Annotated in this window: 31 protein-coding genes; 11 read left to right on the plus strand and 20 right to left on the minus strand. The window is 65.6% G+C overall.

Annotated elements, in window-relative coordinates; all coding sequences use genetic code 11:
- Positions 1-35: 35 nt before the first annotated feature.
- The 8 genes from flgF (at position 36) to ToN1_RS19515 (ending at position 7,480) form a co-directional block, all read left to right on the plus strand.
- Positions 36-776, plus strand: coding sequence for a flagellar basal-body rod protein FlgF (flgF, locus tag ToN1_RS19480; RefSeq protein ID WP_169208688.1), 741 nt, complete (start codon positions 36-38; stop codon positions 774-776).
- 136 nt (positions 777-912) lie between these two features.
- On the plus strand, positions 913-1,695 hold the full coding sequence (gene flgG / locus ToN1_RS19485) for a flagellar basal-body rod protein FlgG (protein ID WP_169208689.1): 783 nt from the start codon (positions 913-915) through the stop codon (positions 1,693-1,695).
- Positions 1,696-1,705: 10 nt separating this feature from the next.
- Positions 1,706-2,377 (plus strand): flagellar basal body L-ring protein FlgH, encoded by a 672-nt coding sequence (locus ToN1_RS19490; RefSeq protein ID WP_169208690.1) that lies wholly within the window; start codon positions 1,706-1,708, stop codon positions 2,375-2,377.
- Positions 2,378-2,453: 76 nt separating this feature from the next.
- Positions 2,454-3,521, plus strand: a complete 1,068-nt coding sequence (locus ToN1_RS19495) for a flagellar basal body P-ring protein FlgI (protein ID WP_244861073.1) — start codon at positions 2,454-2,456, stop codon at positions 3,519-3,521.
- Between the two features lies 1 nt (position 3,522).
- Positions 3,523-4,536, plus strand: coding sequence for a flagellar assembly peptidoglycan hydrolase FlgJ (gene flgJ, locus ToN1_RS19500; RefSeq protein WP_169208691.1), 1,014 nt, complete (start codon positions 3,523-3,525; stop codon positions 4,534-4,536).
- A gap of 83 nt (positions 4,537-4,619) precedes the next feature.
- A complete protein-coding gene (gene flgK / locus ToN1_RS19505) occupies positions 4,620-6,065 on the plus strand; it encodes a flagellar hook-associated protein FlgK (RefSeq protein ID WP_169208692.1) in 1,446 nt (481 codons plus the stop codon).
- Between the two features lie 13 nt (positions 6,066-6,078).
- Positions 6,079-7,011, plus strand: coding sequence for a flagellar hook-associated protein FlgL (gene flgL / locus ToN1_RS19510; protein WP_169208693.1), 933 nt, complete (start codon positions 6,079-6,081; stop codon positions 7,009-7,011).
- Positions 7,012-7,030: 19 nt separating this feature from the next.
- Entirely contained in the window at positions 7,031-7,480 is a 450-nt protein-coding gene (locus ToN1_RS19515; protein WP_169208694.1) for a hypothetical protein, read from the plus strand.
- A gap of 6 nt (positions 7,481-7,486) precedes the next feature.
- Here ToN1_RS19515 and fliR read toward each other — a convergent pair whose 3' ends face one another.
- From fliR to fliF, 13 genes are all read right to left on the minus strand, one after another.
- Positions 7,487-8,266: a flagellar biosynthetic protein FliR gene (fliR, locus tag ToN1_RS19520; RefSeq protein WP_169208695.1), complete on the minus strand. Its 780-nt coding sequence runs from the start codon at positions 8,264-8,266 to the stop codon at positions 7,487-7,489.
- 8 nt (positions 8,267-8,274) lie between these two features.
- Complete coding sequence (fliQ, locus tag ToN1_RS19525) at positions 8,275-8,544, minus strand: flagellar biosynthesis protein FliQ (RefSeq protein WP_050414840.1); 270 nt, start codon at positions 8,542-8,544, stop codon at positions 8,275-8,277.
- Positions 8,545-8,560: 16 nt separating this feature from the next.
- Positions 8,561-9,319, minus strand: coding sequence for a flagellar type III secretion system pore protein FliP (fliP, locus tag ToN1_RS19530; protein ID WP_169208699.1), 759 nt, complete (start codon positions 9,317-9,319; stop codon positions 8,561-8,563).
- On the minus strand, positions 9,309-9,767 hold the full coding sequence (fliO, locus tag ToN1_RS19535) for a flagellar biosynthetic protein FliO (RefSeq protein ID WP_244860831.1): 459 nt from the start codon (positions 9,765-9,767) through the stop codon (positions 9,309-9,311). The genes fliP and fliO overlap by 11 nt, the downstream gene beginning before the upstream one ends.
- A gap of 152 nt (positions 9,768-9,919) precedes the next feature.
- Positions 9,920-10,396 (minus strand): flagellar motor switch protein FliN, encoded by a 477-nt coding sequence (gene fliN, locus ToN1_RS19540; protein WP_169208696.1) that lies wholly within the window; start codon positions 10,394-10,396, stop codon positions 9,920-9,922.
- Complete coding sequence (gene fliM / locus ToN1_RS19545; RefSeq protein ID WP_169132564.1) at positions 10,389-11,393, minus strand: flagellar motor switch protein FliM; 1,005 nt, start codon at positions 11,391-11,393, stop codon at positions 10,389-10,391. The genes fliN and fliM overlap by 8 nt, the downstream gene beginning before the upstream one ends.
- 9 nt (positions 11,394-11,402) lie before the next feature.
- Positions 11,403-11,963 carry a flagellar basal body-associated FliL family protein gene (locus tag ToN1_RS19550; RefSeq protein ID WP_210147868.1) on the minus strand — a complete coding sequence of 187 codons (561 nt, stop codon included), beginning with the start codon at positions 11,961-11,963 and terminating at the stop codon, positions 11,403-11,405.
- A 91-nt stretch (positions 11,964-12,054) separates the two neighbouring features.
- Positions 12,055-13,332 carry a flagellar hook-length control protein FliK gene (locus tag ToN1_RS19555; RefSeq protein ID WP_169208666.1) on the minus strand — a complete coding sequence of 426 codons (1,278 nt, stop codon included), beginning with the start codon at positions 13,330-13,332 and terminating at the stop codon, positions 12,055-12,057.
- Positions 13,333-13,410: 78 nt separating this feature from the next.
- Entirely contained in the window at positions 13,411-13,866 is a 456-nt protein-coding gene (gene fliJ / locus ToN1_RS19560) for a flagellar export protein FliJ (protein WP_169208665.1), read from the minus strand.
- A gap of 91 nt (positions 13,867-13,957) precedes the next feature.
- On the minus strand, positions 13,958-15,361 hold the full coding sequence (gene fliI / locus ToN1_RS19565; protein WP_169208664.1) for a flagellar protein export ATPase FliI: 1,404 nt from the start codon (positions 15,359-15,361) through the stop codon (positions 13,958-13,960).
- On the minus strand, positions 15,358-16,062 hold the full coding sequence (locus ToN1_RS19570) for a flagellar assembly protein FliH (protein WP_169208663.1): 705 nt from the start codon (positions 16,060-16,062) through the stop codon (positions 15,358-15,360). The genes fliI and ToN1_RS19570 overlap by 4 nt, the downstream gene beginning before the upstream one ends.
- A gap of 27 nt (positions 16,063-16,089) precedes the next feature.
- Entirely contained in the window at positions 16,090-17,082 is a 993-nt protein-coding gene (fliG, locus tag ToN1_RS19575) for a flagellar motor switch protein FliG (RefSeq protein ID WP_425305839.1), read from the minus strand.
- A 5-nt stretch (positions 17,083-17,087) separates the two neighbouring features.
- Positions 17,088-18,746: a flagellar basal-body MS-ring/collar protein FliF gene (gene fliF / locus ToN1_RS19580; RefSeq protein ID WP_169208661.1), complete on the minus strand. Its 1,659-nt coding sequence runs from the start codon at positions 18,744-18,746 to the stop codon at positions 17,088-17,090.
- A 163-nt stretch (positions 18,747-18,909) separates the two neighbouring features.
- Here fliF and ToN1_RS19585 point away from each other — a divergent pair, with 163 nt between their 5' ends.
- The 3 genes from ToN1_RS19585 (at position 18,910) to fliE (ending at position 21,980) form a co-directional block, all read left to right on the plus strand.
- Positions 18,910-20,082 (plus strand): sensor histidine kinase, encoded by a 1,173-nt coding sequence (locus tag ToN1_RS19585; RefSeq protein ID WP_169208660.1) that lies wholly within the window; start codon positions 18,910-18,912, stop codon positions 20,080-20,082.
- Positions 20,079-21,500, plus strand: coding sequence for a sigma-54-dependent transcriptional regulator (locus ToN1_RS19590; RefSeq protein ID WP_169208659.1), 1,422 nt, complete (start codon positions 20,079-20,081; stop codon positions 21,498-21,500). The genes ToN1_RS19585 and ToN1_RS19590 overlap by 4 nt, the downstream gene beginning before the upstream one ends.
- A gap of 156 nt (positions 21,501-21,656) precedes the next feature.
- On the plus strand, positions 21,657-21,980 hold the full coding sequence (gene fliE, locus ToN1_RS19595; protein ID WP_169208658.1) for a flagellar hook-basal body complex protein FliE: 324 nt from the start codon (positions 21,657-21,659) through the stop codon (positions 21,978-21,980).
- Positions 21,981-22,046: 66 nt separating this feature from the next.
- Here fliE and ToN1_RS19600 read toward each other — a convergent pair whose 3' ends face one another.
- Genes ToN1_RS19600 through ToN1_RS19630 form a run of 7 tightly spaced genes read right to left on the minus strand, consistent with a single transcriptional unit; the run spans position 22,047 to position 26,860 of the window.
- On the minus strand, positions 22,047-22,817 hold the full coding sequence (locus tag ToN1_RS19600) for a flagellar brake protein (RefSeq protein ID WP_169208657.1): 771 nt from the start codon (positions 22,815-22,817) through the stop codon (positions 22,047-22,049).
- A 38-nt stretch (positions 22,818-22,855) separates the two neighbouring features.
- Positions 22,856-23,176 carry an EscU/YscU/HrcU family type III secretion system export apparatus switch protein gene (locus ToN1_RS19605; protein WP_169208656.1) on the minus strand — a complete coding sequence of 107 codons (321 nt, stop codon included), beginning with the start codon at positions 23,174-23,176 and terminating at the stop codon, positions 22,856-22,858.
- The gene (fliK, locus tag ToN1_RS19610; RefSeq protein WP_169208655.1) at positions 23,163-24,326 is read right to left on the minus strand and encodes a flagellar hook-length control protein FliK; all 1,164 of its coding nucleotides are present in this window, start codon (positions 24,324-24,326) and stop codon (positions 23,163-23,165) included. Before fliK ends, ToN1_RS19605 begins: the two co-directional genes overlap by 14 nt.
- A 47-nt stretch (positions 24,327-24,373) precedes the next feature.
- Complete coding sequence (locus ToN1_RS19615; RefSeq protein WP_244860832.1) at positions 24,374-24,703, minus strand: flagellar protein FliT; 330 nt, start codon at positions 24,701-24,703, stop codon at positions 24,374-24,376.
- Positions 24,704-24,713: 10 nt separating this feature from the next.
- A complete protein-coding gene (gene fliS / locus ToN1_RS19620) occupies positions 24,714-25,130 on the minus strand; it encodes a flagellar export chaperone FliS (protein WP_169208654.1) in 417 nt (138 codons plus the stop codon).
- A 12-nt stretch (positions 25,131-25,142) separates the two neighbouring features.
- Entirely contained in the window at positions 25,143-26,462 is a 1,320-nt protein-coding gene (fliD, locus tag ToN1_RS19625; protein ID WP_169208653.1) for a flagellar filament capping protein FliD, read from the minus strand.
- A gap of 11 nt (positions 26,463-26,473) precedes the next feature.
- Entirely contained in the window at positions 26,474-26,860 is a 387-nt protein-coding gene (locus tag ToN1_RS19630) for a flagellar protein FlaG (RefSeq protein WP_169208652.1), read from the minus strand.
- Positions 26,861-26,867: the final 7 nt, after the last annotated feature.

Genomic DNA, 26,867 nt, shown 5'->3' on the forward strand with positions numbered 1-26,867 from the left:
GCATAGCACGATTCGCGGGATAGGGGGAACGGATCATGGATCGGCTGATCTACACGGCGATGACCGGGGCGAAGCACACGATGGGCCAGCAGGCTGCCGTGTCCCACAACCTGGCGAACGCCACGTCAACGGGTTTTCGTGCGGAGCTTCACAAGTTACGCGCGGTCCCGGTGCAGGGCGAAGGGCTCGCGACGCGCGCCTTCGTCGTCGACGCGAGCGTGGCGTCGAACTTCGAGGCGGGCCCCATGCAGCACACCGGGCGACCTCTGGACGTGGCGGTCGAAGGCAAGGGCTGGCTGGTGGTGCAGTTGCCGGACGGGCGCGAGGCCTACACGCGCGACGGCAGCCTGCAGCTGAGTCCGAACGGCGTCGTGCAGACGCGCAGCGGCCTGCCTGTGCTGGGCGACGGCGGTCCCGTGACGATCCCGCCGGACAACGAGTTCCTGATCGGCAAGGACGGCACGATTTCAGCGCTCCAGGCGGGCGGGGCCGAGAACGTCATCAACGTGATCGGCCGGCTCAAGCTCGTGAATCCGCCCGAGGCCTCGCTGGTGCGTGGCGACGACGGGTTGTTCCGTCTGCAGGATGGTGCCGTGGCGCCGCAGGACGAGAACGTGCGCGTGGCGGGGGGGTACCTTGAGGGCAGCAACGTGAGCGTGGTCGACCAGATGGTGCAGATGATCTCGCTGGCGCGGCAGTTCGAGATGCAGACCAAGATGCTGCAGACCGCCGAGGCGAATGATCGGGCGGGTGCGCAGGTGCTTTCCGCCCGCTGACGGGTGGCGGGCGGGTAGGGGAATTAGCGGGTGTTTTCGGCGGGTGTTCGCGCGATTGAGCCGATCGTTCGCGCCGTAAACTGACCCCGAGACTGCAGGCAGACCGTCTGCCTGCGAAGGAAAGGGAGTCAGGATCATGATTCGCTCATTGTGGATTGCACGGACCGGCCTGGAGGCGCAGCAGACCCAGCTGGACGTGATTTCGAACAACCTCGCGAACGTTTCCACCAATGGTTTCAAGCGTGCACGCGCCGTGTTCGAGGATCTGCTCTATCAGACGATCCGTCAGCCGGGCGCGCAGAACACGCAGCAGAACCAGATCGGCAGCGGCCTGCAGATCGGCACCGGCGTGCGCACGGTGGCGACCGAGCGCATCCACACGCAGGGCAACCTGCAGCAGACGGGCAATCCGCTCGACATGGCGGTGCAGGGCAACGGCTATTTCCAGGTGACGCTGCCGGACGGCACGCCAGCCTACACGCGCGACGGCGCATTCCAGCTCGACTCGCAGGGGCAGATCGTGACGGCGAGCGGCTATCCGCTCGAACCGGCGATCATCATCCCGAACGACGCGCAGACGATCACGATCGGCAAGGACGGCACCGTGAGCGTGCTGCAGGCCGGCCAGACTGCGCCGACGGTGGTGGGCAACATCCAGATCGCGACCTTCGTGAATCCGGGGGGCCTGTCGAGCGCGGGCGAGAACCTGTTCCGCGAGACCGCCTCGAGCGGCGTCGCGACGCCCAATGCGCCCGGGACCAACGGTGCGGGCGTGCTTAATCAGCAGTACGTCGAAACCTCGAACGTGAACGTCGCCGAGGAACTGGTGAACATGATCACGACGCAGCGCGCCTACGAGCTCAATTCGCGGGCGGTGCAGACGTCAGACCAGATGCTGGGACGGCTGACGCAGCTGTAAGGAGCGGATCATGATGCGTCAGGTGCTGGGGGCGATTGCGGTGCTGCTGCTGTCGGGTTGCGCGTCGATCTATTCGACGCCGCCGACGGTAGTGCATCAGCCGATGACGGTGCGGCCGGAGGCACGCGCGCAGATGGCGCCCGCGAACGGCTCGATCTACCAGACCGCGCAACTGCGTCCGCTGTTCGAGGACCGTCGCGCACGGCTCGTCGGCGACACGCTGACGATCAATCTGGTCGAACGCAACACCGCGCAGAAGCGCGCCAACAGCAGCGCATCGCGTGCCTCGGACGTCACTGGCGGCATCACGGCAGCGTCGAAGGTGCCGCTGTCGGGCCTCGCGGGCATGAATCTGCAGGCCGGCGTGGAATCGGATTTCGAGGGGGCGGGCGCGTCGGCGGCGAACAACGTGTTCAACGGCACGATCACGGTAACGGTGATCGAGGTGTATCCGAACGGCAACCTGCTCGTGTCCGGCGAGAAGCAGATGGCGATCAACCAGGGCAACGAGTTCATCCGCTTTTCCGGTGTGATCAATCCGAACACCGTGACGGCCGCGAACACGGTGCAGTCGACGCAAGTCGCGGATGCGCGGATCGAATACAAGGGTAGCGGTTATATCGACGAATCGAACACGATGGGATGGCTGCAGCGCTTTTTCGTTGCGGTGTCGCCGTTCTGAGCGCATGGATGCGTCGCGGGAGTCGATGATGTGGGGCAATGGCAGGCTTGTTCGCGCGCTCGCGTGCGTGCTGGTGATGCTCGTCGCGGGAACGGCGTTCGCGGCCGAACGGCTGAAGGATCTGGCGACGATTGCCGGGGTGCGCGAGAACCAGCTCGTCGGTTACGGCCTCGTGATCGGTCTCGACGGCAGCGGCGACCAGACCACGCAGACGCCCTTCACGGTGCAGAGCATCATCAACATGCTCGGCAACATGGGGGTGACGTTGCCGCCGGGCACGAACCTGCAGCTTAAGAACGTCGCGGCGGTGATGGTCACTGCGAGCCTGCCGCCGTTCGCGCGGCCCGGGCAGCAGATCGATGTTACGGTGTCGTCGATCGGCAATGCGAAGAGCCTGCGCGGCGGCACGTTGGTGATGACGCCGCTGAAGGGCGCCGACGGGCAGGTGTATGGCGTCGCGCAGGGCAATCTGCTGGTGGGCGGGGCAGGGGCTGCGGGCGGCGGTGCCTCGCAGACGATCAATCACCTGTCGGCCGGGCGCATTCCCGGCGGCGCGACGGTCGAGCGTGCCGTACCCACCGCGCTCGCGCAGGGCGAGTTCGTGACCTTCGAGCTCAAGGACACCGATTTCGGCACCGCGCGCCGCGTCGTCGATGTGATCAATCAGGCGACTTCCGGCGGGACCGCGCAGGCACTCGACGGGCGCAGCATCCAGGTGCGCGCGCCGCTCGATCCCTCCGACCGCGTGGCCTTCCTCGGCAAGCTGGAGAACCTCGAGGTCACGCCGGTGCTCCAGGCGGCGAAGGTGATCGTCAATTCGCGCACCGGTTCGGTGGTGATGAACCAGGCCGTGACGCTGCAGAACGTCGCTGTCGCCCACGGCAACCTGACCGTCACGGTGGGCGTCGATACCGCGGTGAGCCAGCCGGCGCCGCTATCCGGCGGCCGCACGGTGACGACGCAGAGTGGATCGGTGGATATCAAGCAGGGGCAGGGCACGCTGCACAACGTGCGCAGCGGTGCGAACCTCGCGGAGGTCGTGAAAGCGCTGAACGCCCTCGGCGCCACACCGATGGATCTCGTGAGCATCCTGCAGGCGATGAAGGCCGCGGGTTCGCTGCGCGCGGAGTTGGAGGTAATCTGACATGGTTGCCGCCACCCAGATAAACGCGATGGATCCGCGGGCGCTTGCCGACATGAAGCGACTGGCGCGCGACGGCAACTCGCCCGAGGGCCTGCGCGCGGCGGCCAAGCAGTTCGAGGCGCTGTTCATGCAGATGGTGCTGAAGTCGATGCGCGATGCGATGCCTTCGACGGGCATGTTCGACAGCGACCAGACGCGGCTCTTCCAGGCGCTGCAGGATCAGCAGATGGCGATGAACATGGCGCAGGGGCGCGGTGTCGGCCTCGCCGACGCGATCGTGCGGCAGCTTGGCGGCGAAGCTCCTGCCCAGGCTGGGGACGGTGAAAGCAGCCTCGATGTGTCGCGCATTCCGCGGCGGGCGGCAATCGTTGCCGGTGGCGAGTTGCCGGCGGCAAACGCCGCCGTCGATCCTGACGAACTGGCGGAGTTTGCCGCTCGGCTCGGTGCGGCGATCGGCAAGCCACGTGGTGATGCCGGCGGGCTTCGGGGGGCGGGCGACGCCGGGGAGGCGGTGGAGGTGCAATCGTCATCGCGCCCTGTCCCAGAAGGCGCGCGCGATTTCGTCAATCGCGTGTGGGCACACGCGGGTGAAGCCAGCCGCAGCACGGGTATCCCCGCGCATTTCATGGTCGGGCAGGCGGCGCTGGAGACGGGCTGGGGGCGTGGCGAGCTGCGCCGCGCTGACGGTTCGCCGAGCTACAACCTTTTCAACATCAAGGCGGGGCCGAACTGGAAGGGCGCTGTGGTCGAGGTGCCGGTTACCGAATACGCGAACGGCCGTCCCTATACGGAAAACGCGCGTTTTCGTGCCTACGGCTCGTATGCCGAGGCATTTCGCGACTACGCGAACCTGCTGCGCGGCAATCCGCGCTATGCGGAGGTGCTGGGGCAGACCGACGCCGCGGGGTTCGCCCGCAGCCTGCAGCAGGCGGGCTACGCGACCGATCCCATGTACGCGGACAAGCTCACGCGCATCCTCGGCGGCGCCACGTTGCGCACGGCGCTGGCGGGATGAACCGCAGTTGGCAGGGCAGATCTGCCTCTGGCAGGGGTCTTGCTTACTAATGTCGCAAGAGCAGCGGTAACGAGGGAAACATCATGGCTGGACTACTGAGCATCGGTCTGACGGGCATCAACAGTTCGCAAGCGAACCTGTTGACGACCAGCCATAACATCACGAACGCCAACACGCCGGGCTTCAATCGCCAGACGACGATCCTGACCACGGCGGATCCGTTCTTCTCCGGGGCCGGCTTCTTCGGTCAGGGCGTCGAGGTCGATGGCGTGCGGCGCCAGTACGACCAGTTCCTCAGCCAGCAGGTGCTCAACGCATCGGCGCGCAAGGAGGAATTTTCCGCCTACAACACGCAAATTTCGCAGATCGACAACCTGCTCGCCGACACCAGCTCGGGCCTGTCGCCCGCACTGGCGGACTTTTTTGCCGGCGTGCAGGATGTTGCGACGAATCCGTCGAGCGTCCCGGCACGTCAGGCGCTCATCTCCAGCGCGGAGTCGCTCGCGGCGCGCTTCAACGGGCTCAATACTCGTCTCAACGAGATTCGCGATATCAACGAGGGCCAGATCGTCAGCGCGGTCGACTCGATCAACGCCTATGCGCGCCAGATATCCGACATCAACGAGCGCATCGCGCTCGCCCAGGTGGGCGGGACCTCGATCCCGGCGAACGATCTGCTGGACCAGCGCGACAACCTCGTTGCGGAGCTGAACAAGTTGGTGAAAGTGAGTACGACGACCGAGTCGGACGGCTCGCTCAGCGTGTTCATCGGCAGCGGCCAGCCGCTCGTCGTCGGTACCGCGGTATCGCAACTCGTCGTCGCGGCGGATTCGTCGGTGCCGTCCGACCCCTTCCGTGGCGAGATTCGCCTGGCGACGCCCGGCGGCGGCTCGGTGCTGATGCCCGACTCGGTGCTCACCGGCGGCCAGCTCGGTGGCTACCTGCGTTTCCGCAACGAGACGCTCAACGCGGCACGCGAACAACTGGGAGATCTCGCGATTGCGGTGTCGTCCGAGTTCAACACGATCCATGCCGCGGGGTACGACCTCGACGGGACAACGACCGGCATTGCCTTCTTCAAGGATCTGAGCAGCTTCGCCGCCACGGATCTCGGGCGGCGCGAGGCGGCCGGTGCCTTCGCCGTCGTGCTCACCGATCCGCGCAAGGTCGCCGCATCGGGGGCGCCCACGGCGACCGTGGGAGCGGGCGGGAGCAACAACGAGAATGCGCTGCGGCTTGCCGCGCTGCAGACGGAAAAGGTCATGAACGGCGACACGGCGACCTTCCAGTCGGCGTACGCGCAACTGGTCAGCTTCGTCGGCAACAAGACGCGCGAGGTGCAGATCGGCGAACGCAGCCAGGAATCGCAGTTGCAGCAGGCGATCGACGCGCAGCAGGCCCTTTCGGGGGTCAATCTCGACGAAGAGGCGGCGAACCTGATCCGCTTCCAGCAATCTTACCAAGCCGCGGCGCGGGTCATGTCGGTCGCCGGGACGCTGTTCGACGAAATCCTGTCGATTTCGCGTTGAGCGGGGTGAAATCATGAGAATCTCGACCAGCATGATCTTCGACGCGGGCCGCAACTCGATGATGCGGCAGAGCGCGGATCTCCTGCATACGCAGCAGCAGCTTGCCTCCGGGCGGCGCATTCTGAGCCCGTCGGACGACCCGATCGGCGCATCCCGTGCGCTCGAAGTCACGCAATCGAAGGCCGTCAATACGCAGTTCGAGACCAATCAGGGCTATGCGAAGGATGCGCTCGCATCGCTCGAGAGCAATCTCGGGAGCATTACCGACGTCCTGACCTACATCCGCACGCGCGCGGTGGAGGCGGGCAACGGCGCGTTCAGCGCCAGCGAGTACGAGGCGATCGCGACCGACCTTGAGGCGCAGTTCGGCGCCCTTCTGGGCATCGCCAACGGCAAGGACGCGACCGGGGACTTCCAGTTCGCCGGCTACCAGACGGCGCAGGCGGCCTTCTCCGGTGGTGCGGCGGTTCCGTCGGCCGGCCCGGGACCGGTGATCTACGACGGTGATGACGGCGAGCGCGCCATGCAGGTCGGCTCGACCCGTGTGATGCCCGTCGCCGAGCCGGGCAGCAAGGTGTTCATGGCCGATCCGGCGAGCGGGGAGTCGCGGGTGTTCGGTGCAATCTCGCAGTTCATCACCGCGCTCAGGGATCCGGCCAGTAACAAGGCGACTGCGGTATCCCAAGCGATCGGCGAGATGGACGTGGCGCTGGAGAACGTCAGCACGATACGCGCCTCGGTCGGTTCGCGCATGGTCGAACTCGACGCGCTGGGCGAATTGGCTGCGGTCCAGGACCAGCAGTACGCCGAGACGCTGTCGCGCTTGCAGGATCTCGACTACAACGAGGCCATCTCGCGTTTCACGCAGCAGCAAACGATTCTCGAGGCCGCACAGCAGTCCTATGTGCGTGTGACGGGTCTGTCGCTCTTCAATCTGCTCAGCTGAGGTCCCGAACGTGTTTCGCGTGCCTGCCCGCTTCGCGCTGTGCCTGATCCTGCCCGTGTTCACGGGTTGCGCGCTGCTGCAGGATCACGGCACGAAGGTCGCCGCTGGTGTGGGAGCCGCGCTCACGGCGTCGGAACTGGACCTGTTCGAGCCCGAGTTCATCGGCGGGGCATTGATCGCCTATGCGATCTACGATCCCTTGGCGCCGACCTGGGACATCTCGGTGACCCGGCTCGACGAGGAGCGCGTGCGCTTCGACCTGCGCATGAAGAGGCTGGTTACCGGCGGGGAGGGCGAGGCGCGTCAGGTCTTCGTCCGCAATGCGCGGGAAATTGCCGAATCGAAGGGATTGGCCGGATTCGACGTGATGCGTTTCGAGGAAGGTATCGATTCCACCCGCCCGTTCGCGCACCGCGTCGCGAGCGGCGAAGTGCGCTATCACCGCTCGCGCACCTTTCCAGGCATTTGAACCCGCCTAGACGAACGCGCGCAGCAGCCGGTCTATGCCGTCGAAGCCGGATTCGAAGATGTGCTGCAGCACCGGCGCGAAGCTGCCCAAGCTCAGCAGTAGCACCACGAAACCCACCGAAAGCGTCACCGGGAAACCCACTGCGAAGAGGTTGAGCTGCGGCGCCGCGCGCGTGAGCACGCCGAGTGCCGTGTTGGTGATGAGCAGCGCCGCGACCATCGGCAGGGCCAGCAGCAGGCCCGAGGCGAACATTACGGCGGCGTAGGACGCGATCAGCATCCACCCCTCGCCCTTGGGCAGCCTGCCGACCGGCAGCCATTCGAAGCTCGCGACGACGACATTCACGAGCATCAGGTGGCCGTTCATCGCAACGAATACGAGCAGCGTGAGCAGGCCGAGGAATTCGGCGATCACCGAGGTCTGGCCACCGGTCTGCGGACTGAAGAACACCGCGAAGGACAGGCCCATCTGCAGGCCGATCATCTCGCCGGCGACGTCCACCGCGGCGAACATCAGCCGCATAATGAAGCCCATCGCGATGCCGATGAAGGCCTGCTGGGCGAGAATCGCCAGCGCGAGCATCGAGTCCGCCGGGACCTCGGGCATGGGCGGCAGTGCGGGGAGGATCGCCATCGCCATCGCCATGCCGACCGCCAGGCGGATGCGCACCGGCACCATACGGTTGCCGAACAGCGGGGCCGCGCTCACCAGCCCGAGCAGGCGCGCGAGTGGGAACATGAGTGCCGCGAGCCAGGCGTCGATCTGGGCGGAGGTGACGCTCAGCATTGCCGGCGCTATCCGATCATCGTCGGTATTGACTCGAACAGGCGCCGCGTGAAGTCGGTGATCAGGGCGATCATCCAGTGGCCGGCGACGACCATCGTGACGAACACGGCGATCAGCTTGGGCACGAAGGTCAGCGTCATCTCGTTGATCTGCGTGGCGGCCTGGAAGACGCTGACGATCAGGCCGGTGATCAGCGCGGCGAGGAACATCGGCGCGGCCAGCATCAGGGTCATCTCGACGGCTTGGCGGCCGATATCAACGACGGTACCCGGGGTCATGGCGGAAACTCCTCTCCTATACCGCGAAGCTGCCGACCAGCGACCCGATGAGCAGGGTCCAGCCGTCGACGAGCACGAACAGCATGATCTTGAAGGGCAGGGAAACGATCACTGGTGACATCATCATCATGCCCATCGACATCAGCACCGACGCGACCACCATGTCGATGATGAGGAAGGGGATGAAGACGAGGAAACCGATCTGGAAGGCGGTTTTCAGCTCGGATGTGACGAAGGCCGGGATGACGACGCGCATCGGCAGGTCCTCCGCCTTCTCGACCGGCGGCGTCTTCGACAGCTTGGCAAACAGCGCGATATCCGGCTCGCGCACCTGCTTGAGCATGAACGCCTTCACGGGCACCGTGGCGCGCTCGAGTGCCTGGTCGAACTGGATTTCGTTGCGCGACATTGGTAGGTAGGCGTCGGTGTACACCTTGTCAGCGATGGGCGACATGATGAAAAAGGTGAGGAACAGCGCCAGCCCCAGCAGCACCTGGTTCGGCGGCGAAGTCTGCGTGCCCATCGCGGTACGCAGCAGCGCGAAGACGATGATGATGCGCGTGAAGCTCGTCATCATCAGCACCACCGACGGCACGAAGCTCAAGGATGTGAGCAGTAGCAGGGTCTGTACGCTGAGGCTGTAGGTGGTGCCTCCGCCCGGTGCCGGTGTTCCGGTGATGGCGGGCAGGCCCTGGGCGCCGGCCGCGACCGGCAGGAGCAGCAGGGCAAATGGAGCGAGTAGGCGAATCAATCCCGGGCGGGCGTCATTTCGCATCATTGCGACGCTCCATCGAACGTTTCAGCCAGCCCTGGAAATCCCCGAAGGGGCCGGACGTTGCGGGCGCGTCGGGCGATGTGTTCTGCAGTGCCTCCTCGGGCAGGGTGTGCAAGGTACGGACATTGGTCGGCGTGACCCCCAGCACCAGCACCTGACCGCCGACTTCGACGAGCACGACGCGCTCGCGTGGCCCGACCGGCACGGCGCCGAGCACTTTCAGGCCGGCGGCGGCGCCGTGCGGGGCCGAGAGCTTCTTGATCAGCCACAGGCAGCCCAGCAGCAGCCCGAGGACCACGGCGAGGCCCAGCAGCATCTGGCCCAGCCCGTCGGTGATGCCGGGGGCGGCCGGAGTCGCCGCGTCTGCGGCGAAGAGCGGCGAGGCTGCAGCAGTTAGCGCGAGCGGCACGAAGCGGACTGATCTGGGGAGTTTCGGAAATTGCGTCACGGCGGATCTGCGCTTCTTGGGATGGGAGAAGCATACCCGTGCGCGTGTCTTGCCGAGGGGGCAATAAGACGGGCAAAAGGGGGACAATTCGCTGCTTTGCCGCGAGCGATCCGCATCATCCTGCGGGCCGCCGTAGCGACGGCCCGGACGGATCAGCCGCGGATTTTCCGCATCCGCTCGGCGGGGGTGATGATATCGGTCAGGCGGATGCCGAACTTGTCGTTGACGACCACGACTTCACCCTGGGCGATCAGCGTGCCGTTCACGAGCACGTCCATCGGTTCGCCGGCAAGGCCGTCGAGCTCCACCACCGAGCCGTGCGCCAGCTGCAGCAGGTTGCGGATCGAGATCTTGGTGCGACCGAGTTCGACGGTGAGCTGGACGGGGATGTCCAGGATCATGTCGAAGTCGTTGAGTCCGCCCGTACGGGGGGCGGACGCGCCGAAGTCGGGGAAGAGGTGGCTGGCGGGTTTCGCCTGGTAGGGCGACTCCGCGGCCGCCGCGAGGTCCGCGGCAACGCGGCGCGCCTCCGCGTCCGGGCTGGTTTCGGCCGCTGCCTGTTCCATCATCGCGGCGGCCCAATCGTCTTCGCTGACCTGGTTGTCGGGATCGTTGTCGTTGTCAGCCATTTCGGCCTCCGAATGTTGTGGAGTCGTCGTCGTTGGCGAGGAAGCGTTCCACCCTGATCGCGTAATTCGTGCCCTGCCTGCCGTAGGTCACTTCGAGAACGGGGCTGCCGTCGACTTCGGCCTCCAGCGTCTTGGGCACGTCGATCGGGATCACGTCGCCGACGCGCATATTGACGATATCGCGCAGGGTGACTTCCGCGCTGCCGAGGTTGCACACCAGTTCGACATCGGCGCTTTGCAATTGTCGCGAGAGCAGGCTGATCCAGCGGTTGTCCTGGCTCAGGTGGTCGCTCTGCATCGTCGAATAGAGCAGGTCGCGGATCGGCTCGACCATCGAGTACGGGAAGCAGATGTGCATGTCCGCCTGCGAACCGCCGAATTCCAGCGAGAAGCTTGCGGAGATGACGATTTCCGACGGTGTGGCAATGTTCGCGAATTGCGAGTTCATCTCCGAGCGGACGTACTCCATCTCGATCTTGAACACCGGCGCCCAGGCGCGCGTGTATTCGGTGAATACGACGTTGAGCATGCCCTGGATGATGCGCTGCTCGGTGGGGGTGAAGTCGCGACCCTCGACCCGCGAATGGAAGCGGCCGTCGCCGCCGAACATGTTGTCCACGACGATGAATACGAGGTTCGGGTCGAAGACGATCAGCCCGGTGCCGCGCAGGGGCTTGGCCAGGATGAGGTTCAGGTTCGTCGGCACCACCAGGTTGCGGACGAATTCGCCGTACTTCTGCACCTTCACCGGTCCGACCGACACCTCGGCGTTGCGGTGCATGTAGTTGAACAGCCCGATACGCAGGTAGCGGGCAAAGCGCTCGTTGATGAGCTCCATCGTGGGCATGCGCCCACGGACGATGCGTTCCTGGGTGGCCAGGTTGTACGGGCGAACGCCCGCCTGGTCCCCGAGTTCCTCTTCCTGTTCCTCGGGCTCCCCGGCGACGCCCTTTAGCAGTGCGTCGACTTCATCCTGGGAGAGAAAATCGGAAGACATGACGTCCTCTTACTGGATGATGAACGAGTTGAACAGCACGGCCTGGATCGGACCCGTGGGGGTCGTGGCCTTTCCGTCGCCCGTCTTGGCGGCCGGCGTGCCGAGTACCCCGTTGGTGCGACGGACGATCTCTTCCGCGAGCGCTTCGCGCCCTTCCATCGTAGACAGTTCGGATGGCAGTTTGCTCGACAGCAGCAGGTTGATCTGGTGGCGAATCTCCGGCATGAAGGCCTTCAGGTTTTCCCCGGTCTTCGCATCGGTGACGCGCAGGGCCATGACGACCTGGAGGTAGCGCTCGCCTTCGGCCGGAGCGAGGTTCACGACGAAGGGGTCCAACGGCACGAAGGTCGGCGGCTTGTTCAGATCCACAGTCGCGACGGCCGGCGCTTCTTCCGTCTCGGCGTCGGCTGACTGGCTCTTCTTCATCAGCAGCAGGCCCACCACCACAGCCGCGAGCAAAGCCACAATGGCGACGGCGGCGATCAGCAGGATCAGGAGCTTCTTGCTCCGTTTCGGCGCCGGTGCGGGGGCTTCAGCTGCTGCGGGAGGGGGGGTAGGGGCCTTGGCCATGTAGTTCTCCTGTTTCCACAACTGAATTATCCGCGATAACTCGTGTTACCCAATTGCGGAAAAGTGGGGAAGACTGGCCCCAATTCATCCCTCAGGCAAAGGTATCGACCATCCCCAGGCCCGTGCGGGACCAGGACGCAGGAGCGAGGGGAGCCGTCCGGGCCTCGACCGGATCCGCTCCGTTCGCGCCGCGATGCCCGCGACCGGATCCGTTTCCGGAATCCTGCCGGGCGCGTTGGTCGCCTTGCGTGCTCACGTTCGCCTCGCCGAGGTTGATGCCAGCCTGTTGCAGCACTTCGCGCAGGCGGGGCATCGCTTGTTCGAGTGCGTCGCGTGCCGCGGCAGAGGCGGCAACAAAATGCGCGGTCGTCTGGTCGCCGTTGATCTGGATTGAAACCTCGAGCTTGCCGAGATGGGCGGGCGTGAGGACGAGTTCCGCCTTCGATTCGTTGCGCCCCACCATCCACATCATGCGGTTGCCCACGTCTTCGGCCCAGGCGCGTTGGCCGGCCGGTGTGTGGACCTGCAGTTGCGGCGGGGTCTGTTCCGTGCGCGCCGCGCCGGGAGCGAAGGCCGATGCGTGCAAGCCTGCTGCCTGCGCGTCCGCCTCGATCGCCTGCAGGCCGGGTGCCGGTGGTGCGGACTGTTGTGAAGCCATCTGCAGGCGTGCGCCGAACGCTGCGGGGGTGTTTCCGCCGGCAATGTCGGCTTTCACCCTGGCAACTGCATCGGCGACGCTCCCCGCTTCCGCGCCGGTCTTTCCCGGCGCCTCGTTCCGGGAGGCGGCTTCCGCGATCAGTTGTCCGAGCGTGGATGCACCAGGCTTGCGTTTCGGGGTGTCGAGGAGCACGTCGGAGGTCAGCAGGGCATCGCCTTCCGCGGGGGCTTCAGCTGCCGGCAAGGCGGCAACGCCCGGCATCAGGGCGGCAAGGCTTGCCGCCTGGGCGGCGGGATCCGCCGTTGCGTCATCGTCCTGCCGGGCGGCCGTGCCGTCCTGCGCTTCACCCTCTGCCGTGTCGGCGTCCCGGGCAGCATCATCGCCGGGCTTTTCCGCGTGAGTCCTTTCCGTGCCCTGCGTGTCGTCGGTCCGCTCCGGTGCATTCGATTCGCCGCTGCGTCGCGTCTCGTCCGATGCGTCGCGGCGTGGACGTTCCGCCCTCTGCGCAGCGCGTTCCTGCGGTCTTTCCCGTTCCGGGCGAGCGAGGGGGCGTTCGGCCGCGTTCATGCGGCGGTCGAGCGCGCGGGAGAAACTGTCGTCGTTCAGCTCGCTTCCGCCGGCCCGGCCTCCCTCTGCGGAACGCTGGAGCGGCTGTGCCGCAGCAGACGGAGCATTCAGGCGCAACATGCTGCTCAAGACCTGATTCGACATGGTGGATTCCCTTTTACGGCTGTATCTGCCGTGACTACAGCAAGGCGCATGCCAAGCTGTTGAGCGAGGGACGGAGACTCAGGATTCGCCGCTGTCTTCGCGGTTCGCGTAGCGTTTGGCGGAGTGCTCGTCGGACTGTCGTTGCTCGAGGCGGGCTTCCTTGCGCGCCTCGCTGAGGTCGTGGCGCTTTTGCAGCGTGTCGAAGGCCTTGACCTTGTTGCGTTGGGTCATCCATGCGTTCTGACCGGCGACGGTCATCTGGCGCGAGCGTTCGACGTTGGTCTTTTGCGCCGCGATCGCTTCGTCGATGCGGCCGATGAAGGCGCTGAAGTTGCGCCACTCGTCGGGGCTGATGCCATTGCGTGCCGCTTCGAAAAAACGGGCCTCATATTCGTCGCGATAGTTCTGCAGCAGTTCCAGCTTGCGTGTGCCCTCCTGCTCGCTGGCGATGAGTTCGCCCAGTCGGCGCGCCGCATCGTCCATGCGCGTCTGGCTCAGTTCCAGCAGGGGCTTGAGGGGGAAGGGCTTGCTCATGGTGCGGAGATGGTCTGCGCCGGATGCCCCGGCTTGTTGTCAGTTTGCAGGCATTCTAAACGAGCGGGGGCACTTCGGCCCGTGACAGCGCTCACCCCGGGGCAAACAGTGCACCGAGGCTCGCAAGCGCGTTCGGATAGCTTTCCTGCTCGTCGATCCTTTGCTGCAGGAATGCCTCCAGCTTCGGGTACATGGCGACGGCGCGGTCGAGCAGGGGGTCCGAGCCGGGCTGGTAGGCGCCGACGGCGATCAGGTCGCGCGAACGCTGGTAGCGCGAGAACAGCTGCTTGAAATGCCGGACGACCTCGAAATGCTCGGGGCTAACGAGGCCGTGCATCGCGCGCGAGATCGACTGCTCGATGTCAATCGCGGGGTAATGCCCCTGGTCGGCGAGTGCGCGCGACAGCACGAAGTGTCCGTCGAGGATCGCACGCGCCGAGTCGGCAATCGGATCCTGCTGGTCGTCGCCCTCGGCGAGGACGGTGTAGAAGGCCGTGATCGAGCCGCCGCCTTCGAGTCCGTTGCCGGCACGCTCGACCAGGGCGGGCAGGCGCGCGAATACGCTCGGCGGATAACCGCGCGTCACCGGCGGCTCGCCGATTGCGAGGGCGATTTCGCGTTGTGCCATCGCATAGCGCGTGAGCGAGTCCATGATCAGCAGGACCTGCTTGCCGCGGTCGCGGAAGTACTCGGCGATGGTCGTCGCGTAGGCGGCACCCTGCAGGCGCATCAGCGGGCTGGTGTCGGCAGGAGCAGCGACCACGACGGAGCGCGCACGGCCCTCGGGCCCGAGGTTCTGTTCGATGAACTCCTTGACCTCACGGCCCCGTTCGCCGATCAGGCCGACGACGATCACGTCCGCGGAGGTGTAGCGCGCCATCATGCCGATGAGCACCGACTTGCCGACGCCGGACCCGGCGAAGAGGCCGAGGCGCTGCCCGCGCCCGACGGTGAGGAGCGCATTGATCGCGCGAATGCCGACGTCCAGCGCCGTGTTGATCGGCGCTCGGGTCAGCGGGTTGAAGGGGCGGCTCTGCAGCGAGCGGCTTTCCGTCGCATCGAGTGGGCCGAGGCCGTCGAGCGGTCGGCCGGCGCCGTCCACGACGCGCCCCAGCATGTGCTCTCCAACCGGCAGGTGCTTGGCGCGGTCGGAGGTGCGGCGTCGGGGAATAGGCCGCGCACCGAGGACGATGCGCGGCGGGACCGGTTCGACAGGCATGACGGCGGCACCGGGGGCAAGGCCGAACACGTCGTCGGTCGGCATCAGGTAGAGCTTGTCGCCGTTGAAGCCGACCACCTCCGCCTCGACCGTTGCGCCGCCGCTCGCGTGGATGCGGCAGTCAGCACCCAGGGGGAGGCGCAGCCCGGCAGCTTCCATGACCAGGCCGTTGATGCGTGTCAGGCGTCCGGAAACCTCGAACGGACTCACGTTCGCCAACTGGCGCCGGTGGGCGTCGAGGTAGCCGGTCCATGCAGCGGCACGCGTCGTGCTCATTTGCCGTCGTTCCAGGATGAGCCGCGGTGGCCGAGTCCCTCGAGAATCCTGCGCCAGCGCGTCTCCACCGTCGCGTCGATCTCGCTCGCAGTCCCCTGCAGCCGACAGCCGCCCCGCGTCATGGAGTCGTCCTCGATGATCTGGTGGTGCAGGTGAGTGGGCTGCTCGGCAATGTAGGTGCGTATCAGCGTAACGTCGTCGGGATGCACGTGGATCCGCACCTGCGCCTGCGGTAGTTGGTTCAATGCCGTGCGCACGGTTTCGATGAGTGCCTCTTCCGGATTCTCGGCCAGTGCGCGGCGGACCATCTGGCGCGCGACCTCAATCGCCAGCCCGACGACTTCGTCCGCCACCTCCTGATCGAGTTGCTTCAGTGCCCCGTCGAGCCCGTCGGCCAATTCTGTGAGGCGGTTTGCCTGCTGGCGGGCGAGCTCGGCCCCCTCCGCATAGCCGGCCTCATAGCCCTCGCGGCGCGCGTCGTCGAACATCGCCTCGATCTCGGCCGCAGTTGGCAGCTGGATCTCCGGTTGAACGGCCGGGGGCGGTTCGGGCGGCGGAGCTGGCTCTGCAACGGGTTCCGGTGGAGCAGGCGGAGAGAGATCGGCATCCGGAGTGTCGGCCTGCGATTCTTCCTGCTCGCCGAACGCCGGGGGCTCCCAGCGACGGTAGGCGCCGACCGCCTGATGGCGAGAGATGCTCATGACCAGCTCCGGAGCGGTTGGGGAAGCTTACACGAATGCATCTTCGGACCCCTTGCCGCCAAGCACGATCTGGCCTTCCTCTGCGAGGCGACGTACCACCTTGAGGATCTCCTTCTGCTCCGCTTCGACCTCGGAGAGGCGAACCGGACCCTTCGCCTCGAGATCCTCGCGCAGCATGTCGGCCGCCCGCTGCGACATGTTCTTGAAGATCTTCTCGCGCAGCTCCGGGGCAGCGCCCTTGAGCGCGGTGACGAGCGAGTCGGACTGCACTTCGCGCAACAGCGTCTGCACGCCGCGGTCGTCGATGTCCATGATGTTCTCGAACACGAACATCTCGTCGAGGATTTTCTGCGCCAGGTCGGGATCGTACTCGCGCACGTTGTCCAGCACTGCCGTTTCAGCCGCCACGCCGACGAAGTTGAGGATCTCGGCCGCGTGGCGCACGCCGCCCATCGAGGCCTTCTTGACCGTGGAGGCGCCCGCCAGCATGCGTGCCAGCGCCTCGTTCAGTTCCTTGAGGGCGGCGGGTTGCACGCCGTCCAGCGTGGCGATGCGCAGGATCACGTCGTTGCGCAGGCGGTCGGGGAACTGCTTGAGGATTTCGCCCGCCTGGTCGAATTCCAGGTGCACGAGGATCGTGGCGATGATCTGCGGGTGTTCGTTCTTGATCAGGTCGGCGGCGGTCGCCGCATCCATCCACTTGAGGCTCTCGATGCCCGCGGTGTCCGAGCCCTGCAGCACGCGTGCGATGATGTGGCCGGCGCGTTCGTCGCCGAGCGCCTTGGTCAGCATCGCGCGGATCTGCTCTTCGTCGGCTTCGACTGGCGCGCCCTTGACGCGATGGGCCTCAAGTTCGTCGAGCACCGCCTCGACCTTCGAGCGCTGTTGCGCGGGCAGGCTCGCCATCGCCATGCCGAGCTTTTGAACTTCCTTCGGGCCGAGCAGCTTGAGGACTTCCGCCGCCTCGTCCGAGCCGAGCGCGAGCAGCAACATCGCGCTCTTTTCGATGCCTTCATCCATTGAGCTCATCTCTTGCCTTCCTCATTGACGCCCATCCATTCCCTGATCAGGTTCGCGATGACGCGTGGGTCGGATGTGGCGAGTTCCTTCGCGCGGGCCAACTTCCCGTCGAAGGTGTTCTCGGGCTGCATGTGCGACAGGCTCACCACCGCGCCTTCCTCTTCCTCCTCGGGCTCCGGGGCGGGCGGAGACGGCGGTGCCACCGTGCGCAGCAGCGGACGCACCACACCGAAATACACGAAGGCGAGGGCGACGAGGATCACGACATACTTCAGCACTTCCTTGCCGAGGTCCACCATCTCCGGATCCTTCCATACCGGCACCTGTACCTGAGATTCCGCGCGGCCGGCCGCGAACGGCGCGCTCGACACGTTCAGGCTGTCGCCGCGCGCCTGGTTGAAGCCCATCGCCTCGCGAACCAGACTGGTGATGCGGGCGATCTCCTCATCCGAAAGCGCTTCCGCGCGCGACTCTCCGTTTGGCAGCGTTTCGTTACGGTGGTTCACGACAACCGCCACCGACAGGCGTTTCACTTGGCCGAGCGCCTGTTTCGTATGCTGGATCGTGCGGTCGAGTTCGTAGTTGATCGTCGCTGCACGGTTGCCCGTGAAAGCCGCCCCCGGACCTGCGGGGGTGCCCCCGGGGGCGACCGACGGCGAGGTGATCGGGGCAGTGGCGGGAACGGGCGGCTGGTTGCTCAGCGCCCCGGGCACGCCTTGCGCGGCCGGCTCGCGCATTCCCTGCTCGTTGATCTGCTGGCTGCGGATCGCCTGATCGGGCGAGGGGTTCGGCTTGAAGGTCTCGGCGGTGGCCTCGACCTGGTTGAAATCGACGTCCGCGGTGACCTGGGCCTTGAAATTGTCATCGCCGACGATCGGGGCGAGGATCGTCTCGATGCGGCGGATATAGCCCGCTTCGACCTCGCGCACGTAACTGAGCTGGGTCGCATCGAGGCCCGCGTTGCGCAGCGGGTCGGGGCGATTCGTCAGCAAGGTGCCGTTCTGGTCGATCACGCTGACGTGGTCGTTCGCGAGTTGCGGCACGCTCGACGCGACCAGATGGACGATGCCGGCGACCTGGGCGGAATCCATCGTCCGTCCCGGGTGCAGGTTCACCATCACGGAGGCGGTCGGTTTCTGCTCGTCGCGCAGGAAGCCGGATTGCTTCGGGATCGCCAGATGCACGCGCGCCGACGCCACCGATGCGATCGACTGGATGGTGCGCGCGAGTTCGCCTTCCAGTGCGCGCTGGAAGTTCACCTGCTCGTGGAATTGCGACACCCCGAGCTTCTGGTTCTCCATCAGCTCGAAACCGACCAGTCCGCCCTTGGGCAGACCCTGTGCGGCAAGGCGCAGGCGCACGTCGTGCACCATCCCCGACGGGATCAGGATCGCGTTGCCGGCGGGCGAAAACTTGTAGGGAACGTTCTGCTGCTGCAGCGCCGAGACGATCGCGCCGCCATCGCGCTCCTCGAAATTCGAGAAGAGCACCGCATAGTCCGGTGCCCGCGACCACAGCCACACCCCCACCAGCATGGCGATGGCGATCGCCACGGCAGCACCCGCGGCGAGCTTCTGGCGCTGGCTCAGCTCATTGAAGCGCTGCAGCGCCTGCTGGGCCGGCGGCAGGGTTCCCCGATCAACGGCGGTGTCGGCGGTGGCCATGGTGGAGTCCTTCGATCACGTCACATTTACGGATGACGGCATTGTCCGTCTGGGCGCGCAAATCGCGCGAGTGGAAAAGCGGCATTTTTTGCCGCCTATTTGCCGGTTAACATGGGCGCATGGGAGCTTAATCTGCCAGCCGTGAAAACAGGTCCTGCGCGCCATGTCCGCTGAAACACCTTCTGCCGCCTCGAATGCCGCGCCCGGCACGGAGCAGCGCCTCGACGCGGCCCAGCTCGCCGAGGCGTTCGAGATGTTCGCGCGTGCGTCCGAGGAGCTGTCCACCGCCTACAACGCGCTGCAGGGGCAGGTCGCGCAGCTCACCGAACGCCTTGCGGTGCTGCTCGGCGCACTGCCTGCGGGCGTCGTCATGCTCGATCGCGGCGGCCGTGTCGGGCAGTGCAACAGCGCGGCCGAAATCCTGCTGGGCGGCGATCTTGCCGGCCGCCCGTGGGGCGATCTTGCCGCCGCCCTGCATAGCACCGAAACGCCGGGCGAAATGACGGTCGGCGAGGAGGCTGGCGCCCGGCGCGTTTCCTTGTCCGAGGCGGAACTGGAATCCGGCGAGGGGCGCATCATCCTGCTGCACGACGTCACTGACGCGCACCGCATGCGCCTGCAGGCCGAACGCAACGAGCGGCTGGCGGCGATGGGCGAGATGGTTGCCGGCCTTGCCCATCAACTGCGCACTCCGCTTGCCGCGGCCCTGCTTTACACGGGCAACCTCAAACAGCCCGAGCTTGCCCCTGCAGATCGAGCGCGGGTGGCCGAGCGGGCGATCGAGCGCCTGCGCTACCTGGAACGCCTGATCCGCGACATGCTGCTGTTCGCGCGCGGTGACAGCCTCGGCCGCCAGCGCTTCGGCATCTGCGATCTTGCCGGCGAACTCGTGCATACCCTCGAACCGCTGGCACGGGCACGACAGATCACCTTTTCGTCCGCCTGCGGATGCGGCGACGCGACACTGATTGGTGACCGCAAGGCCCTGGGTGGGGCGATCACCAACCTGCTCGAAAACGCCATCCAGGCCACCGAGCCTGGTGGCGCTGTAGACCTCACCGCCACGCTCGACGGCGACGCCGTGTACTTCCGCATCCGCGACAACGGCCGCGGCATCGATCCGGCCCACCAGGTGCGTCTGTTCGACCCCTTCTTCACCACCCGCGCGGACGGCACCGGCCTGGGGCTCGCAATCGCACGCGGAGTCGCGCGAGCACACGGTGGGGACATCGCCGTCGAATCCAGCCCGGGCAAGGGCGCATTGTTCATCCTCAGCCTGCCCCTGCCGTGCCCCGATGATGGGAACGACCTGCCGGCAACGAAGGAACCTTCATGATCGAACAGATCAACATCCTCGTCGTCGAGGACGACGCCGCACTGCGCGACGCCGTATGCCTCACGCTCGAAATGGGCGGCCATCGTGTCACCGGTGTTGACGGCGGGCCGGCCGCGCTGGTCGAACTCGGCCGGCAAGCCTTCAACCTCGCGGTCAGCGACCTCCGCATGCAGCCGATGGACGGCCTCCAACTCCTCGGCGAGATCCGCTCGCGCCTGCCCCAGTTGCCCGTCTTGCTGATGACTGCCTACGGCGACGTCGACAAGGCGGTTGCCGCGATGCGCGGCGGTGCCTGCGATTTCCTCATGAAGCCTTTCGAGCCCGACGTCCTGCTCGAACACGTGCGGCGCTATGCCTCCCAGCCGCCGGGCGCCGAGGATACCGTGGCCGATGACCCGCACACGCGCAACCTGCTCGCGCTCGCCGCTCGCGTCGCCGACACTGACGCCACGGTGCTGCTCACCGGCGAATCGGGCACCGGCAAGGAAGTCTTTGCGCGCTACATCCACGACCACTCGGCGCGCCGCGCAGGGCCATTCGTCGCGATCAACTGCGCCGCCATCCCCGAGAATCTGCTCGAAGCGACGCTGTTCGGCTACGAGAAGGGCGCATTCACCGGCGCGCAGACGTCCCAGCCGGGCAAGTTCGAGCAGGCACAGGACGGCACCATCCTGCTCGACGAGATCTCGGAGATGCCGCTCTCGCTGCAGGCCAAGCTGCTGCGTGTGCTGCAGGAGCGCGAGGTCGAACGCGTCGGCGGCAAGAAACCGGTCGGGCTCGACATCCGCGTGCTGGCCACGAGCAACCGCGACATGGCGCGGGAGGTCGCGGCCGGCCGCTTCCGCGAGGACCTGTATTACCGCCTCAACGTCTTCCCCCTCGCGATTCCCGGTCTGCGCGAACGTCCCGGCGACATCCTGCCGCTCGCGCGTCACTTCCTCGCGCGTCACGGGGAGCGCCTCAAGCGCCGCGCCCGGCTGAGTCCCGAAGCCGAACAACTCCTCGTGCGCCATTGCTGGCCCGGCAACGTGCGCGAACTCGAAAACGCCATGCAGCGCGCGCTCATCCTTGCCGCCAGTGACACGATCACTGCCGAGACGGTGCATCTGTCTCTTCCGAACTGGGTTCCGACGGAAGCGGCGCGGGCAGCTGATACGGGGCCCCGTTTCGAAACGGCCCCCTCGCCGGCAAATTTTGCCGTGTTGCCGGAAAATGTTGCCGCTTCCCCTGCGCAGAGACCCGATTCGGCTGGCGTCGGTCGGCCGGCAAACATGAAGGATCTCGAGCGTGAACACATTCTCTCGACGCTGCGCGAAGTCGGCGGATCGCGCAAACGAGCCGTCGAAAAGCTAGGAATCTCGGAACGGACCTTGCGTTACAAGCTGCAGCAGTACCGTGACGAGGGGTACGAGGTGTAGCAAGATACCGTTCGCCCTGAGCCTGTCGAAGCCCTGCCAGCGCCCTTCGACAGGCTCAGGGCGAACGGTTGTATTCTGATCAAGCATCCGCCTTTTGGCACGACGATTGCTCTGCTAGACTGAGCACAATGGATACTCGGTCTTGGGGTCGAGAGCATGGATACGCATGGAATCAACCAGATGATCGGCGAATTGCGTGCCACAGCGCAGGCTGCGGGCGCGAAATCGTCTACCCCTGCCAATCAGGCAGCCGGCGGTGTCGATTTTGCCGAAGTGCTGCAGGGGGCGCTGAAGGACGTCAGCGCGGCACAGCAGGAAGCGCGCGGCATGGCGCAGGAGTTTTCCGCCGGCGATCCCAACGTCAATCTTCAGGACGTCATGGTCAACCTGCAGAAGGCCAACCTGTCCTTCCAGCAGATGGTGCAGGTGCGCAACCGTCTCGTTACCGCGTATCAGGACATCATGAACATGCCGGTGTGACCGGGTTCGGCGCTGATAATTTGGAAGCCGCCTCCAAGGCGGCTTCTTCGTTTTCGGCGGTTGGCTTCAGTAATCCTCGCGCGTTCTCTGGTCGCGTTCGAGCTTGAACATGTAGCGCTGGATTCTTGCCGTCGCCTGGTTTGACAGGCCAATGAACTCGCAGCCGGCGCGCCGCACCTTTACTCCGTTTGCCTTCACTACCTCGAACAGGTTCCTGACCTTGAGGCTCACCGGCAAGGGATTGCCGTCGGGCAGCCGAAGCGAGCACTGGTTGTATTCCGTGCCCGGCTCGAAGGGCAATTCCCTCGGCGGCACGAGCACCGCCAGACCTCCGCCACTGATATCGACGATGCGCACCTCAACTTCCCGACGGCGACCGTCGTCGCTCGCGCAGGTGATCACGCAGACGAGCGGCTCGGCCTGTGGCGTCGGCAGACGATAAAACTCGCGCCGTTGCAGGCGGATGATGCTTTCGGGGAGTGCCGCGCGCAGGGCAGGTTTGCCCGCGTGGTTGATGCGTGTCGGAGTTTCCAGCGCGAACTGCAGTTTCACGTTGTCGAGGCGCGTCGCGCAGACGAGGCGTGCAGCGTCGCCGGCCTTCGCGTTGCCCATTTCGTCGGGGCAGGCATCGACGATCACGGCCCCGTCGTCAGTCACCGCGAGCGTGAGCGTGATGAAGGATTCTCCTCCGTCGACGAACGCGGTCAGGAGCAGGCGTTTCTCGATCAGAGCCTTGAGCAGGCGAGCGATTTCGAGCGGGTCCCGCACTGCGTAGCGGGAAAAGGCGTCGGCATCCAGCGGTCGCTGCGTCGTCGTGGTTTCGGACGGTTCGGGCATCGGCAACGAGTCGGGGCAAAACAGCGTTTATAGCACGACTAAGGGCGGGCTGCTCCGGCCAGCGGCCGTGCCTGCGTGCCGGGCACGGTCTGTTCGACACGGTAGATCCACGCGAGCAATTCGGCCACGGCGACATAAAGCTCGGGCGGGATGCGTGCGTCGAGATCGACCTGCATCAGTAGGCCGACCAGTTCGGGGGATTCGTGCACGAAGACGCCGGCTTCGCGCGCGCGTTCGATGATCTCGCGGGCGATCAGTCCGCGCCCCTTGGCGACCACGCGCGGCGCGGCGTCCCCCTTGCTGTAGGCGAGTGCGACGGCCTCGCCGCGCGGCCCCCCATCGTGCTCAGGCTTCGCCATCGCGGCGCTCCGCAACGAAACCCGTCAGCGGAACGTTGGCCGCTTCGAGGGCGCTGTCGAGTTCCGCCCGCGCATTCGCGAGCGCCTCCACCGTGGCGTCGTCGTCGGCCATCAGGCGCAACGCGACCCCCGCCGGTGTCAGGATCAGGTGCGCTTCCACTCCGCCGAGCCGTGGCAGGCTCAGCCGCAAGGTGGACTTCCACTCCGTCGGCGGCTCGTCCGAACCCGGTTCGCGGTCGCGCTGCGGATCCTCGATTTCCCATTCCATCGTCTGTCCCGGCCAAATCTGTCCCTGCCAGACGTAGTTCTGTGTCGCCATCGCGTCGAGTTGCTGATAGACGACCGGCACGAGCCGCTCGGGAAGGGTGGCTGTGCGCATGCCCGGAGCCTGTGCCGGATTCGTGCCGCTTGCGGCGTCGGATTCGTTCGCTGCCACCGCCGTCGCGCCCGCCCCTTGTGCCGGCGCGTTCGCCGCCATTTCGGTGCCGGCCCGCAGCGGGACTGGCGAATGAGCGAGGGCGGCGGCATCGGCCGGGCCGGCAGGCTGAGGCGCCGTCCGCCGCAAATGCTCGCCCTGAGGCTCCTGCAACAGCGCCGAGGTCGAGAGCCTGCCGGAGAGCCATTGCAGCTGGTGGGATTCGTAGAACAGGCCGCTCTGGGACAGCGCCTGCTGCAGGGCCGGGGCGAGTGTCGCGGCGGCATTGTTGGTCGGTGGCGCCGCAATGATGGGTTTTCCGGCCGCGAGTGAGGCCGGCTGCGGAGCCGGTTGTCCCGTGAGCAGGAATCCGATCAGCCGCCCTGCGGCGCTGAGCGTCGGGCGAGCGCCTTCATTGCCCGTGAGCATCGGCTCGGCGAGCTGGGCGAACACCGCCTTGGGCGTGCTTTGAGTGACGACCAGTTCCAGCGTGTCGCCGGTATTCGCCGAGTGGTTGAGCGCGAGCGTGTAATCACGTCCGCCGACGATGGCCTTGAAGGTGCCATCGGGCAGCCGGCGGTCGATCGTCGCGACGAAGCGCTCGCCGGGCAGAAGCTCGGGAAGGCGAGCCTGGATCTCGCGCACGCGCGACGTGCCATTGATCGGCGGCTCGCTGTCGAAGAGGCTCGCCTCCGTGATCAGACGCAGGCGGGCGGCGAGATCGGAGGGGATCATCGTATGCGCTCCTGTGTCGTCAGACCGTCCGGAGGCCGGTCAGATCCTCAGGGGCCGAAGGCGCCGTAGGCGGTGCGTACCGCACGGTCGCGTGCTGCGCCCGACAGCAGCTTGCGCACGCTGGCGAGCCAGGGGTCGACGTGTTGGCGGATTTCGACGTCGTTCTCGAGCATGGCGGCGATCAGCTCCGCCTTGCGTGCCGCCTCCGCAGCGCCGAGGGGCTCCTGCGACGCACCCGCGGCGCGCATGATCTCGTCGCGCAACGCGGCCATCTCGCGTTCCAGCGTCACGAGGCGATCCCAGTCGTTTGCCCGTGCCGCGTCGATCATCGCCGCCGACACGGTACTCATCGATTCGTACAGGGCGAGCGACGACATGGTGGTCTCCTCAGGCAGCCGCGGTAGCTGCCGGCGTGCCCGGCGCGATGCCGGCCCAGGCCTCGCGCAGGCTTTCGAGCAGTCCGTGGACTTCGTCCAGGGCGGGACGGCTGTTGTGCAGATTGGCGTAAACCAGGCGTTCGCTCATGTAGTCGTACAGGGCAGACAGCCGCGCGGCGAGTTCGCCGCCTGCGTTCAGATCGAGGCTCGCCTTGAGTCCGTTGAGGATAATCTCGATTGCCTTGGAGATCGCCTGGCCCTTCGCCGGGATTTCCTGATTTTCCATTGCAGCGGAGGCGGTGCCGATGGAGAGCAGCGCGCCATCGAAGAGCATCAGGATAAGCTTGTGCGGGTCCGCGGTGCTGACACCCGTTTCGACGCCGACTTGTGCGTAAGCTGAAGCTCGATTGGGGAATGAGCCAAACATTTTTGCTCCCGTTTACTCGCCGATCTTCGGCAAATTCGCAAGTTGCTGCGTTAGATAATTGCTGGTTTGAGTCATGCTCGAAATCGCTGAGTCTAGTGCGGTGAATTGGGCACGGTAGCGTTTCTCGACCAACTCGATGCGGAGAGTCAGAGCTTCACGTTGTCTCCCGAGCGACTTTACCGAGTCGTTGATGCCATCCGTACGCCCCGCGATGAGTCCGTCGCTGCTCAAAAAGCCGTCCAGGGTTTTCGAAAGCGACTTCGCGAAACCCTTGATGCTGTCGTTGCCGGTAAAGAAGGCGGCGACGCCTTTCGCGGGATCCGCGAAGGCAGCATCGAGCTTGGTACTGTCTACGGCAAGCGTACCGTCAGCCTTGAACGAAACTCCAATTTCCGACAGCCGCGTCGTTACGCCCAGACCCGTCAGGGCGCCCCCAATGGCGCTTCGCAACTGTCCTTGGATCGACCGTGCGGTAGAGTCGCCGGTGAGCGTCGACGCCTTTCGTGTTTCGGCATTGAAGGCCGTCAGGTCCTTCATGACCTTCGTGAGATCGTTGTACGCCTTGACGAAGGCATCAATCCCGCTGCGCGCGCCGCTCGTGTCCTGTGCCACCGTCAGGCTCGCGGCAGCGGCTGTTTCCTTGGTCAGGGTCAGGGTTACGCCCTCGATCGCGTCGGAAATGATGTTGCTGCTTCGCTTGATCGCGATGCCGTCGATCGTGAGGGTGGCGTCCTCCGCTGCCTGCACCTGGTAGAGTCCGGCACCCTCAAGGCCCACACCGCTTACCGTGAATGCACTGGTCGTTCCGGTGTCCTTGCTCGAAAAAACGAGTTGCTTGACCGTGCCGTTGTCGATGACGTTCGCGGAAATGCCGAGGTCGGCGCCATTGATCGCATTGCGCAGGTCTTCGATGCTGCCGCCCGCGAATTCGATGGTCTTGGTCTGCGCACCCATGACAACGGAGAGGGTTCCCGCGCTGGGTGTGAAGGTCGAGCTTTGGCTAGTCGCCGTCCGTTGCACAGTGGCCAGGTTGGTGACCTGTATCGCGTACGATCCGGCGCCGGCCGTCGTCGTGGAACTCGCCGTGTATCCGGCGTCGGGCGCGACGGTTGACTTGGTGGTGGAGAATTTTGCCGAATCAGCGAGCGCGTCGACCGCCGTCTGAAAAGTGGAGAGCGCGCTCTTCATCTGCCCGAAAGCTGAAAGCTTTGCCTGGAAAGTGGCTTCCTTCCGGGCTAGGGTGGACAGCGGCTGGCGTTCCACGGTCATCAATTGGGAGACCAGACCGTTGATGTCGAGGCCCGAACCGATTCCGTTTGCCGTTAGCGCCATGACTGCCTCCTCTATGCCTGTTGCTTGACAAGCAACCCTTGCAACTTGTCCAGGGCCTTCGAGATCGCGAGGATCTCCTCGGACGGGATTTGCTTGATGACCTCGTCGGTACTGCTGTCGATGATTTTGATGACCGTGCGGCCAGTATCGTCATCTAAGGAAAAAAGCAAATTCTGCGCCACCGGTGCGAGCGCTTTCCGCACCTCATCCAGCGCTTGCTGAACCTGCGAAGGATCGGACGGCGTTCCGCTAAGCTGTGGCGGACGCTGCAGCGAAACGGCCGATGTGCCGTCAAGCCGGCCGGCTTGGCTTTCGGGGACCGGAGGAGCAGATTGCGCGGTATCGGACAAGCGTGGTCCCAGGCCGAGAGTCGCCGGTGAGATGCTTTGGATGCTCATGATGATA

The sequence above is a fragment of the Aromatoleum petrolei genome, assembly GCF_017894385.1.
In the GTDB taxonomy this organism is placed as follows: domain Bacteria; phylum Pseudomonadota; class Gammaproteobacteria; order Burkholderiales; family Rhodocyclaceae; genus Aromatoleum; species Aromatoleum petrolei.

Excerpts from the sequence above, each read along its gene's own strand:
- fliR (WP_169208695.1), bottom strand. The coding sequence starts at position 8,266 with ATGCTGAGCGTCACCTCCGCCCAGATCGACGCCTGGCTCGCGGCACTC.
- fliK (WP_169208655.1), bottom strand. The coding sequence starts at position 24,326 with ATGATCCCCTCCGATCTCGCCGCCCGCCTGCGTCTGATCACGGAGGCG.
- flgK (WP_169208692.1), top strand. The coding sequence starts at position 4,620 with ATGGCTGGACTACTGAGCATCGGTCTGACGGGCATCAACAGTTCGCAA.
- ToN1_RS19495 (WP_244861073.1), top strand. The coding sequence starts at position 2,454 with ATGCTCGTCGCGGGAACGGCGTTCGCGGCCGAACGGCTGAAGGATCTG.
- fliQ (WP_050414840.1), bottom strand. The coding sequence starts at position 8,544 with ATGACCCCGGGTACCGTCGTTGATATCGGCCGCCAAGCCGTCGAGATG.
- fliS (WP_169208654.1), bottom strand. The coding sequence starts at position 25,130 with ATGTTTGGCTCATTCCCCAATCGAGCTTCAGCTTACGCACAAGTCGGC.
- fliN (WP_169208696.1), bottom strand. The coding sequence starts at position 10,396 with ATGGCTGACAACGACAACGATCCCGACAACCAGGTCAGCGAAGACGAT.
- ToN1_RS19630 (WP_169208652.1), bottom strand. The coding sequence starts at position 26,860 with ATGAGCATCCAAAGCATCTCACCGGCGACTCTCGGCCTGGGACCACGC.
- ToN1_RS19570 (WP_169208663.1), bottom strand. The coding sequence starts at position 16,062 with ATGAGCATCTCTCGCCATCAGGCGGTCGGCGCCTACCGTCGCTGGGAG.
- flgJ (WP_169208691.1), top strand. The coding sequence starts at position 3,523 with ATGGTTGCCGCCACCCAGATAAACGCGATGGATCCGCGGGCGCTTGCC.
- ToN1_RS19585 (WP_169208660.1), top strand. The coding sequence starts at position 18,910 with ATGTCCGCTGAAACACCTTCTGCCGCCTCGAATGCCGCGCCCGGCACG.
- fliD (WP_169208653.1), bottom strand. The coding sequence starts at position 26,462 with ATGGCGCTAACGGCAAACGGAATCGGTTCGGGCCTCGACATCAACGGT.
- flgF (WP_169208688.1), top strand. The coding sequence starts at position 36 with ATGGATCGGCTGATCTACACGGCGATGACCGGGGCGAAGCACACGATG.
- ToN1_RS19605 (WP_169208656.1), bottom strand. The coding sequence starts at position 23,176 with ATGGCGAAGCCTGAGCACGATGGGGGGCCGCGCGGCGAGGCCGTCGCA.
- ToN1_RS19555 (WP_169208666.1), bottom strand. The coding sequence starts at position 13,332 with ATGTCGAATCAGGTCTTGAGCAGCATGTTGCGCCTGAATGCTCCGTCT.
- fliM (WP_169132564.1), bottom strand. The coding sequence starts at position 11,393 with ATGTCTTCCGATTTTCTCTCCCAGGATGAAGTCGACGCACTGCTAAAG.
- ToN1_RS19590 (WP_169208659.1), top strand. The coding sequence starts at position 20,079 with ATGATCGAACAGATCAACATCCTCGTCGTCGAGGACGACGCCGCACTG.
- fliP (WP_169208699.1), bottom strand. The coding sequence starts at position 9,319 with ATGCGAAATGACGCCCGCCCGGGATTGATTCGCCTACTCGCTCCATTT.
- fliF (WP_169208661.1), bottom strand. The coding sequence starts at position 18,746 with ATGGCCACCGCCGACACCGCCGTTGATCGGGGAACCCTGCCGCCGGCC.
- fliI (WP_169208664.1), bottom strand. The coding sequence starts at position 15,361 with ATGAGCACGACGCGTGCCGCTGCATGGACCGGCTACCTCGACGCCCAC.
- fliE (WP_169208658.1), top strand. The coding sequence starts at position 21,657 with ATGGATACGCATGGAATCAACCAGATGATCGGCGAATTGCGTGCCACA.
- ToN1_RS19550 (WP_210147868.1), bottom strand. The coding sequence starts at position 11,963 with ATGGCCAAGGCCCCTACCCCCCCTCCCGCAGCAGCTGAAGCCCCCGCA.
- fliJ (WP_169208665.1), bottom strand. The coding sequence starts at position 13,866 with ATGAGCAAGCCCTTCCCCCTCAAGCCCCTGCTGGAACTGAGCCAGACG.
- ToN1_RS19615 (WP_244860832.1), bottom strand. The coding sequence starts at position 24,703 with ATGTCGTCGCTCGCCCTGTACGAATCGATGAGTACCGTGTCGGCGGCG.
- flgL (WP_169208693.1), top strand. The coding sequence starts at position 6,079 with ATGAGAATCTCGACCAGCATGATCTTCGACGCGGGCCGCAACTCGATG.
- ToN1_RS19600 (WP_169208657.1), bottom strand. The coding sequence starts at position 22,817 with ATGCCCGAACCGTCCGAAACCACGACGACGCAGCGACCGCTGGATGCC.
- ToN1_RS19490 (WP_169208690.1), top strand. The coding sequence starts at position 1,706 with ATGATGCGTCAGGTGCTGGGGGCGATTGCGGTGCTGCTGCTGTCGGGT.
- fliG (WP_425305839.1), bottom strand. The coding sequence starts at position 17,082 with ATGGATGAAGGCATCGAAAAGAGCGCGATGTTGCTGCTCGCGCTCGGC.
- flgG (WP_169208689.1), top strand. The coding sequence starts at position 913 with ATGATTCGCTCATTGTGGATTGCACGGACCGGCCTGGAGGCGCAGCAG.